This window comes from Nonomuraea zeae (assembly GCF_005889725.1).
In the GTDB taxonomy this organism is placed as follows: domain Bacteria; phylum Actinomycetota; class Actinomycetes; order Streptosporangiales; family Streptosporangiaceae; genus Nonomuraea; species Nonomuraea zeae.
Genome location: NZ_VCKX01000638.1, coordinates 1 through 1,900, shown reverse-complemented (window position 1 = coordinate 1,900; position 1,900 = coordinate 1). Strand labels below are relative to the sequence as shown.

Below are 1,900 nucleotides of genomic sequence, written 5' to 3'. Positions count from 1 at the left end.
TTGTCTTAGGGTCTCGTGGGCTCGGAGAGGTGTATAAGAGACAGGGCCGTGGCGGTGCCCCCTCCCCGGTCCGCTCCCGATCACATTACGTGGCCCGCCACGAGCAGCCGCCAGAGCCTCGTGGCCGGGCCACCGCTGAGCCGCCTGCCCGCCGATCCGCACACGCTGACCGAGGCCATCACGGCCGCCGCCGAACGCTTCCCCGGCCGGGGCGTCCGCGCCGTGTCCTGGGACACCGACACCTTCATCACCTACCCCGAGCTGCTGGCCCGCGCCAGGAGGGTGCTCGGGGGCATGCGCGCGCAGGGCATGCGCCCGGGCTCGTACGCGATCCTGCTGGTGCCCCGGCTGACCGACTACTTCCCGGCTGTGTGGGCCTGCCTGCTCGGCGGCATCACCTGCGTCACCGTCACCGCGCCCCCGTCCTTCGACGCCCGGCACCCCGTCCTGGACAAGCTCATGCACGCCTGGCGGGCGCTCGGCCGCCCACCGGTCATCACCGACGACGCCACCGTGGACGCCGTCGCGGGCCTGCGGGACCTGTACGGCGAGCCCGGCCTGACCTGGCTCTCCGTCGCCGAGCTGGAGATCTGCCCCGCCGACGGCGACGTGCACCCCGCCGACCCGGCCGACGTGGCCGTCCTGGCGCTGTCGTCCGGCAGCACCGGCCAGCCCAAGATCATCCAGGTGACGCACCGGGCCATCGTGGAGAACGCGCTGTCGGCCCGCCAGGTTGACCTGATCAGGCCGGGGGAGACCAGCTTCAACTGGCTGCCGTTCGACCACGTCGCGCCGCTGGTGATGTACCTGCTCCGTGACGTCGTCCTGGGCTGCGACAGCATCCACGCGCCCACCGGCTACATCGCCGAGCAGCCGCTGCGCTGGCTGGACGTGCTGAGCAAGCACCGCGTCCACCACACCTGGTCGGCCAACTTCGCCTACCGGCTGGTCGCCGACGCGCTGCGCGACGGGCGGCAGGACGCGGGCTGGGAGCTGTCCGGGGTGCGGACCATGCTCAACGCGGGCGAGCAGTGCCTCCCGTCCGTCATGCGCGACTTCGTGGCCCGGGTCAGGCCGTACGGGATCAGCGAGCGGACGATCGTCCACATGTGGGGGATGGCCGAGACCGCCACCGGTGCCACCTGCAAGTTCTTCGCCCAGGAAGGCAGCGTCCTGCGCATACTGAAGTCCTCCCTGGACGGCACCCTGCGCGCGGCGGAGCCGGACGACGAGAGCCCCTGCCTGGAGTTCATGAGCATGGGCCCGGCCGCGCCCGGCGCCGCCGTACGGGTGGCCGACGACGGCGGGCGGGTGCTGCCGGAAGGCGTGATCGGCCGCTTCCAGGTGCGATCCTCCCGCGTCACGCCCGGCTACCTGGACAACGCCGCCGCCAACGCCGAGGCGTTCACCGCCGACGGCTGGTTCGACACCGGGGATCTGGCGTTCGTCATGGACGGCGAGGTCGTGATCAGCGGCCGGGCCAAGGAGCTCATCGTCATCAACGGCGACAAGCACTACTGCCACGAGATCGAGGACGTGGTCAGCGAGCTTGACGGCGTGTCTCCCGGCCTGGTGGCCGCCTGCGGCGTGCCCGACCCGGCCACGGGCAGCGAGGCCCTGGCGATCTTCTTCGTCCCGTCGGCGCCCACCACGGACCTTCCGCTGGACACCGTCGAGCGCGTCCACCGCGCCGTGGCCGAGCGGCTCCGGCTCGCCGCCGCCCACGTGCTGCCGATCGCCGAGGCCGCCTTCCCCCGCACCACCAGCGGCAAGATCCAGCGCGCCGCCCTGGTCCGCCGCGTGGAGTCCGGCGAGTACGCCACCCTGATCCGCTCGGTGGCCGCCGCCCGCGGCACCGCAACCACCGCCCCGGACTGCCTCTTCCGCCCCGCCTGGCACC

The 1,900-nt window shown here is 72.7% G+C and carries 1 protein-coding gene; it reads left to right on the top strand.

From position 1 onward, the window contains the following. Positions 1–120: 120 nt before the first annotated feature. Positions 121–1,900: AMP-binding protein (locus tag ETD85_RS61995; RefSeq protein WP_170247510.1), on the top strand; the 1,780-nt coding region annotated here is incomplete at its 3' end.